Annotated in this window: 6 protein-coding genes; all 6 read right to left on the reverse strand. The window is 61.0% G+C overall.

Annotation, left to right across the window (positions count from 1 at the left end):
* Positions 1-100: 100 nt before the first annotated feature.
* Positions 101-1,249: a rod shape-determining protein RodA gene (gene rodA / locus WEB61_RS02310; protein ID WP_368062719.1), complete on the reverse strand. Its 1,149-nt coding sequence runs from the start codon at positions 1,247-1,249 to the stop codon at positions 101-103.
* Positions 1,249-3,135: a penicillin-binding protein 2 gene (gene mrdA, locus WEB61_RS02315; protein WP_368062720.1), complete on the reverse strand. Its 1,887-nt coding sequence runs from the start codon at positions 3,133-3,135 to the stop codon at positions 1,249-1,251. The genes rodA and mrdA overlap by 1 nt, the downstream gene beginning before the upstream one ends.
* Before the next feature lie 23 nt (positions 3,136-3,158).
* Positions 3,159-3,692 carry a rod shape-determining protein MreD gene (mreD, locus tag WEB61_RS02320; protein ID WP_368062721.1) on the reverse strand — a complete coding sequence of 178 codons (534 nt, stop codon included), beginning with the start codon at positions 3,690-3,692 and terminating at the stop codon, positions 3,159-3,161.
* A 4-nt stretch (positions 3,693-3,696) separates the two neighbouring features.
* Complete coding sequence (mreC, locus tag WEB61_RS02325) at positions 3,697-4,623, reverse strand: rod shape-determining protein MreC (protein ID WP_368062722.1); 927 nt, start codon at positions 4,621-4,623, stop codon at positions 3,697-3,699.
* Between the two features lie 80 nt (positions 4,624-4,703).
* Complete coding sequence (locus tag WEB61_RS02330; protein WP_293507255.1) at positions 4,704-5,744, reverse strand: rod shape-determining protein; 1,041 nt, start codon at positions 5,742-5,744, stop codon at positions 4,704-4,706.
* Positions 5,745-6,144: 400 nt separating this feature from the next.
* Positions 6,145-7,044: LysR family transcriptional regulator (locus WEB61_RS02335; RefSeq protein ID WP_368062723.1), on the reverse strand; the 900-nt coding region annotated here is incomplete at its 5' end.

Below are 7,044 nucleotides of genomic sequence, written 5' to 3' on the forward strand. Positions count from 1 at the left end.
CCATCCCGGCCACGCGTTTCGTGGGGGAGCGGTGCCTATAGCAAAGGAAAGAGGGCCTGTCCAGCAGCGGCCGCCAAGGCTTCTCGAAAGACTGCCCGGGTTACCAAAAGGCGCTGGGACCCCGAGAGATTTCGACGTTGCGATGAACATAGACGCTCATCAGAAGGCCGAATGCGAACATCAGCGAAAGCATCGCCGTGCCGCCATAAGACACCAGCGGCAGCGGTACGCCAACCACCGGCAGCAGCCCCATCACCATCGCGGTATTGATGAAGACGTAAAGGAAAAACGTCATCGACACACCGATCGCAAGCAACCGGCCGAACTGGTTGCGGCACTGCATCGCCACGTTGAGCGAAAACATCAGCACGATGAAATAGAGTGCCAGCAACACTAGACCGCCCGCGAGACCGAGCTCTTCGCCCAGCATCGTGAAGATGAAGTCGGTATGTTTTTCCGGCAGGAAATTGAGCTGACTTTGCGTCCCCTCCATGAAACCCTTGCCGAAGACACCGCCTGAGCCGAGGGCGATCTTGGACTGCAGAATGTGGTAGCCGGTGCCAAGAGGATCGCGCTCGGGGTCGAGAAAAGTGAAAACACGGTTCTTCTGGTAGTCATGCAACCGGCTCCAGACGACCGGAACCGTTGCGAGAACCATCAGCCCGGACAAGATAAAATAACGCCAACGCAAGCCCGCCACGAAGAACAGGATAGCCCCCGAAGCCACCAGAAGGATCGCGGTACCGAGATCGGGCTGAAGGACAACAAGCCCCACAGGCGCGGCTATCAACGAGACCGGAATGATGAGATTGCGCAACCGCGACACCTCCTCCAGCGTCAATCCGTGGAAGTAACGCGCCAGCGCCATCAGCAATGTAACCTTCATCACTTCGGACGGCTGAATCTGGACGATACCGAGATTGAGCCAACGTTGCGCGCCCATGCCCGTAAAGCCAACAACCTCGACCGCGACAAGCATGGCCAGAGCCACACCGTAAAGCGGATAGGCAAGCCGCATCCAGAGCCGGAGGTCGATCATCGCGGCAATCAGGAGAATGCACATGCCAACGCCGAAGCGCAGAGCCTGCCTGTAGGCCCAGGGCGAAAAGCTGCCCTCGGCGACGGAGTAAAGCATCGCAAAGCCGATCGACGCGATCAGCACCAGCAACAGCAGAAAGCCCCAGTTGAACTCGATGAGCTTGTCGGTGAGCCGCATTTCGCGACCGGTGAAGCGTCTGAGATCGAGCATCAGCCTTCCCTCTTCTTGACGGCATCTGCCGGCGGAACAACGGCTTGCGGACGCTCCGGGTTGCGGGTCAGAACTTCACGCATGATATCGCGTGCGACAGGCGCCGCCGCGCCGGATCCCGAACCGCCATGCTCGATAACGACGGACATGGCGTATCGTGGTGCATGAACGGGCGCGTAGCAGACAAAGAGCGCGTGGTCGCGCTGCCGCCACTCAAGCTGTTCATTTTTCAATACGCCGGTTGAACGCTCGGCGCGGCTGATCCGCCGCACCTGCGCGGTGCCGGTCTTGCCGGCGAGTTCCATGCCGGGATCGGGAATGCGCGAGCGAAACGCGGTGCCACCAGGCTCGTTGGAAACGGCGTTCATGCCGTTGCACGCCACTTTCAATGCCTTCTCGCCAACACCCAGCGACGCCGGGCGCGGTGTCGGCAACAACTGGCCGCCTATGGCGCGCGTCAATCGAGGTTTCACTGCATAACCACCATTGGCAAGCCGCGCCGTCATCACGGCGAGTTGCAGCGGCGTTGCAAGCAGATACCCCTGACCTATCCCGGAGATCACCGTTTCGCCTTGATGCCAGGGTTCACCGCGCGTCGCGCGTTTCCATTCGGGCGTTGGCACAAGCCCGGCTTTCTCGCCCGGCACTTCGAATCCATAGGTCTCGCCCAAACCGAATTTCCGTGCCACGTCGGCAATCGCGTTGATACCGACGCGACGCGCCGTGTCGTAGAAAAAGACGTCGCAGGAATGCTTGATCGCTTCATGCATGTTCAGCGCACCGTGGCCACCCTTCTTCCAGCAATGGAAGTCGTGACTGCCAAGCGAATAGTGCCCCGGGCAAACCACACGCTGCGCGGGGTTGATCCCGGCCTCAACCGCCGCCGCCGCCACCACCATCTTGAACGTCGAGCCGGGCGGATACATGCCGGCGAGCGCCTTGTTGGTAAGCGGCAGGTAAGGACTGCTGAGGAGGTCCCGATAGGCTGCCGTGCCATAGCCCATATTGTATTGGTTCGGATCGTAGGCCGGGGCCGAAACGAACGAGAGCACATCGCCCGAATGGATATCCATGACAACCGCACTCGCGGACTCACCCTTCAGTCGGTCCCAGGTGAAACGTTGAATGTCGAGGTCGAGCGTCAGCACGACTTCCTGGCCCGGTTTGCCCGAATCCTTGGCGATTTCCCTGATGACGCGGCCATAGGCATTGACCTCGACATGGCTCGAGCCGGCGACCCCTCGCAGCTGCCTGTCATAGGTCTTCTCGATACCCTCGCGCCCGACGCGGAATCCCGGCAACCGGAGCAGCTGACGATCTTCTTGCGCCGCCTGGAGATCGTCTTCAGTCACCGCTGCGACGTATCCGATGATGTGCGCAAATTCTTCGGCATAAGGATAATCGCGGGTTTCGCCGACATCGGGAATGATACCCGGCAAATCGGGTTCGTTGATGTTGATTTGAGCGAATTGGTCCCAAGTCAAACCTTCCGCGACGGTGACCGGAATGAAACGTGCCGAGCGTTGTACGTCGCGCATGATCCGACGGCGCGTATGATCCGGAATTTCAATGATGCGCGACAACCGGTCGAGTGTCGCTTCGACATCCGTCGCCTGCTCGGCGACCAGAATGGCGCGATAATTCTGCCTGTTGGATGCGATCGTTCGACCGTAACGGTCGACGACCTTGCCCCTGAGCGGCGCGACGAGCCTCATGCTGACACGGTTCTCTTCCGCCAGCATCGTGTACTGGTCGCTCTTCAGAACCTGCAGATAGTACATGCGTCCCGCCAGCGCCACGAACGCCATACCTTGAAGACCGCCCAGCAGCGCCGCGCGCCGCGTGAAAGTCTGGTAGCGATTGTTGTCGCGTCCGCTTATCTGCATGTATTACGCCCCATTGTCCTGCCTCAACCTCCCGGCAGAACGCGGGTCTGAACTCGCCCGAAAATCATAGCGAAGACAGGAAAGACCGCCACTGTCAAAACCATGTGCTGCACCAGCGAGGACGGCGGCACCGGCATTCCATAGAAAATCGAGACCACAGCCCAGGCAAGCGCGCCGGCGAAGGTCGCGACCGCCAGAAAGCCGAGCCAGAAGACCGAGAACGGTGCATTAACCACAAGCGTTCGCTGCGAGATCACCACGGTGTACGTAACGACATATACAAAGGCCCAAAGACCGATAATGCCGCCAGACAACAGGTCGAAAACGAGGCCGACCGCGAAGACCGCAAGCGGCGGAAACATCTCTGGCCGCACAATCGCCCAATAATATATCGCCATCAGCGCAAAGGCCGGGGTCAACGAAGATCCGAAAATGCGGCCGAACGGAACAAAGGAAAGCAAAACGCAGGCGAGCCCCATGACAAAGGGCGCCACGGTCATGAAAATGCGACCGGCGCGCGCCGCGGGTGTTGGCGAATAGGGATCGAGGCGGACCATAACGCTACTCCGTCCCGCCTGATGTTGCGCCGGCTGAAGTGGGTGCGGCGTCCGCGCCGGAGGAAATCGGCGGTCCCTTCAGCACATCCGGCGGCTCTTGTCGCTCTACCTGCGACGGAAACTCATATTGGAGGACACGCACGAAATCGAGCCTGCCCCGATCGGAAAATGTCTGAACGCGCAAATTGCCGTCGCTTGTCTGTATGACAAGACCGACCGGCAGGCCGGGAGGAATAAGCCCACCGTCGCCGGAGGTGACGACCCGGTCGCCGGGCGAAATGGCGCTGACATTTGTAAGATATTCGAGGCGCGGCCAATCGGTATTGTCGCCCGCCAGCACCGCCTTGTAATGCGCCGGCTCGATCACGACCGGAATGCGGCTGTTAAGGTCGGTCAGCAGCAGCACGCGACTGGCCTTCGGGCCTGTCGACACGATGCGTCCGACCAGGCCGTCCGTATCGACAACAGCCTGGCCGCTCCGCGTACCCTGTTCGCGCCCGACATTGACCAGAACCGTATCGACAAAGGGACCGCCCGCATCCGTAACGGCGCGACCGCTGACATAGTTGATCGATGGATCGATCTGGACGTTGAGCAGCGCCTCATAGCGCGCGACCTTTGCCTCGAGATTGAGCGCCATTTCCTTCCAGGCGAGCAGCCGCGCATTCTCGGCCCTCAGCCTCTCGTTTTCGTCGAACACATAGGCATATTCGTCGGTGCGCTCGATGACGCGCCGCGCCGCCGCTACCGGCCGCGATGCGATTTCCAGCAGCGGCGCCGCAAGATCGGTAACGACCTGACGCGCCTGATCGAAGACATAGGTTTCGGCGCGGCCAAGCAAAAGCAGTGCAGCGGCCAGCGTCAGCATGAAGACAAGCGAGATTCTGTGGGAAAACTCGCGGAACGGCAGCGCTGTCCGGTTCGAATCCATTACAACTTACTGCTCTCTCATTGCCGGTCGGCCCACCTTGCTCCTGCCTCTTTGCGTTCCCGCGAAGGAACGGGCGCGCTTCAGTACACCGACGACAAGACGTGCTTCATCGTCCGGATATGTTCGAGTGCCTTGCCGGTGCCAAGGGCCACGCAGGAAAGAGCATCGTCGGCGATGCTGACCGGAAGTCCGGTCTCGTCACGCAGGACCTGATCCAGATTGGCAAGCAGCGCCCCGCCGCCCGTCAGCACAATTCCCTTGTCGACGATGTCGGCCGCAAGCTCGGGCGGCGTCGCCTCAAGCGCAACCTTGACCGCTTCGACAATGGCACCCACGGGTTCGGCGAGACTTTCGGCGATCTGGCGTTGGCCGATCGCGATTTCCTTGGGCACGCCGTTCATCAGGTCGCGTCCCTTGATCTCAATGGTCATGCCGTCGCCATCCGGCGGAATGGCGGCGGAGCCCACTTCCTTCTTGATGCGCTCGGCACTTGCCTCGCCCACCAGCAGATTATGATGCCGGCGAATATAGGCGATGATGGCTTCGTCCATCTTGTCGCCGCCGACGCGTACGGAGCGTGCATAGACGATACCGCCGAGCGACAGAACGGCGACCTCCGTCGTGCCACCGCCGATATCGACGACCATGGAACCTGTCGGCTCGGTCACCGGCAGTCCGGCACCGATCGCCGCGGCCATCGGTTCCTCGATCAGATAGACGCGGCGCGCACCGGCCGAAAGCGCCGATTCCTGAATCGCGCGGCGTTCGACAGCTGTCGATCCCGACGGCACGCAAACGATGATCTGGGGATTGGCGAAGGAGCGCCGGTTGTGAACCTTGCGAATGAAATGCTTGATCATTTCTTCCGCGATTTCGAAATCGGCGATGACGCCGTCTCTCATCGGTCGAATCGCCTGGATGTTGCCAGGCGTGCGGCCGAGCATCATCTTCGCTTCCTCGCCGACGGCAAGCACCTGCTTCTTTCCGCCTTTTTCGATAATGGCAACAACCGACGGTTCGTTCAGAACGATCCCCCGACCCTTGACGTAGACCAGTGTATTCGCCGTGCCGAGATCGATTGCCATATCGGCCGAGAACATGCCGAGCAGACCGGAGAGCATGCTTTTTCATTCCCTTGAGAGAGTGCTGCCCGATATCGGAGATATCGCGGCCACGAACATCAGAGTTTCACCACTTATGGTGGCATTTTGGTTAATACGCCGCCAAAACAACCGCCGCGCGTCCGGCGTCGACGAGCAGCGTCAAAGACGATCAGGAAAAAGCCCCTCACCGATTCTCAGCCTACGAATGTCGTGGGTCGAAACTGTGGCGAGATCGCAACCGGAAAACAGCCTCCAGCGCCGTCAATACACGCAAACAAATTCACGACCGACGCCGCGCCAATCGTAGCGGCCGGAAAATTAAGGGCGCGTTAAGGCTAACCTGTCCCGCATCTGCACAGGATTTTTACGCCAGAACCATGCGAAAAGGCAATGGTGAAGACAGGATTTTCACGACTTTTCAATGGTTTGGGGAAGGTTTGGGTGGGAGCTCCATGACTTCCTGCTGACGCCCTTCCAGCGCGCCGCGATGGCGCTTGACGGCTTCCACGACGAATTCCATGACGGCACGAACATGGGCGAGTTGCGCCAGGTCGTTGCGCGCGAGCAGCCACATCTCCAGCGCGCCGAGCATATCGGGCCCGAAAACACGCACAAGTCGCTCGTCGACATCGGCGAGGATGCAGGGCAAGGCCGCAAGGCCAAGTCCCTGCCGCGTCGCTTCGGCACGTGCCGCCACACTGGACGAACGCAGCGCCACCTGCGCCGACTTCTCGGCCCGGGAGAACCACCACACCGGCCCGAGAGGTGTCTCGGCGCGCGGAAATCCGATCAGATCATGATCGGCGATGTCCGCCATCTGGCGCGGTTGGCCGCGTTCCTCGAGATAGGCGGGCGCGGCATAAAGCCCGTAGGCCATGTCGCCCACCTTGCGCATCAGCATGTCGCCCTGCGTCGGGCGCGCCAGCCGCAGCGCCACATCGACATCCTTCAGCGGGTTGCCGATACGCGGCGCGGCACCGGCGGCGGCAAGACGCGGATCGGTGACGATTTCGAGTTCGAGACCCGGATGCATGCGGCGAAAGGTTGGAAGCTCCGGCGCCAGCAGCGTGGCGGCGACGACATCGCTTGCCGCCAGCCGGACGATGCCCTCGGCACCACCGCCGGCAGCCGCGAAATCGCGCGGCAGGGCCGACAGCCGCCGGTCGACGGGCTCGAGCGTCTCGACCAGTTTTTCTCCAGCAGGTGTAAGGCGATAGCCGGTTCGCTCGCGCTCGAAGAGGCGCGCACCAAGATCGTCTTCAAGGGAGGCGACGCGGCGAAGCACCGTGGTCGTGTTGACGCCCAATTGCTGGCCGGC

This window comes from Parvibaculum sp., assembly GCF_040882025.1.
GTDB lineage: Bacteria > Pseudomonadota > Alphaproteobacteria > Parvibaculales > Parvibaculaceae > Parvibaculum.